The sequence below is a fragment of the Rossellomorea arthrocnemi genome, from assembly GCF_904424705.1.
Lineage (GTDB): Bacteria > Bacillota > Bacilli > Bacillales > Bacillaceae_B > Rossellomorea > Rossellomorea arthrocnemi.
On the sequence record NZ_CAJGBF010000072.1, the window covers coordinates 1 to 291 of the forward strand.

Consider the following 291-nt stretch of genomic DNA (forward strand, 5'->3'; position numbering starts at 1 on the left):
GACAGATGATTGGGGTGAAGTCGTAACAAGGTAGCCGTATCGGAAGGTGCGGCTGGATCACCTCCTTTCTAAGGAAGATTTACTAAACGTTTGACAGTCGAAGTTTTGTTCAGTTTTGATGGTTTAACCAGGTTTTTTGCGAGAGTAAAATAACCATCCATCAGGGATTTTTGCGCAAGCAAAATATCCACCCATACTGTCTCTTCTGAGACAAATGATTGTTCTTTGAAAACTAGATAAAGATAAATTGATAGTCAAGAAATTACCGAGTATCGCCATTTTAGGTTTTAA

1 rRNA gene is annotated in these 291 nt (G+C 38.5%); it reads left to right on the forward strand.

Annotated features, from left to right (window positions below):
* Positions 1 to 68: ribosomal RNA gene (locus tag BAA9072_RS24015) — 16S ribosomal RNA — on the forward strand; the annotation flags it as partial.
* Between the last annotated feature and the right edge of the window lie 223 nt (positions 69 to 291).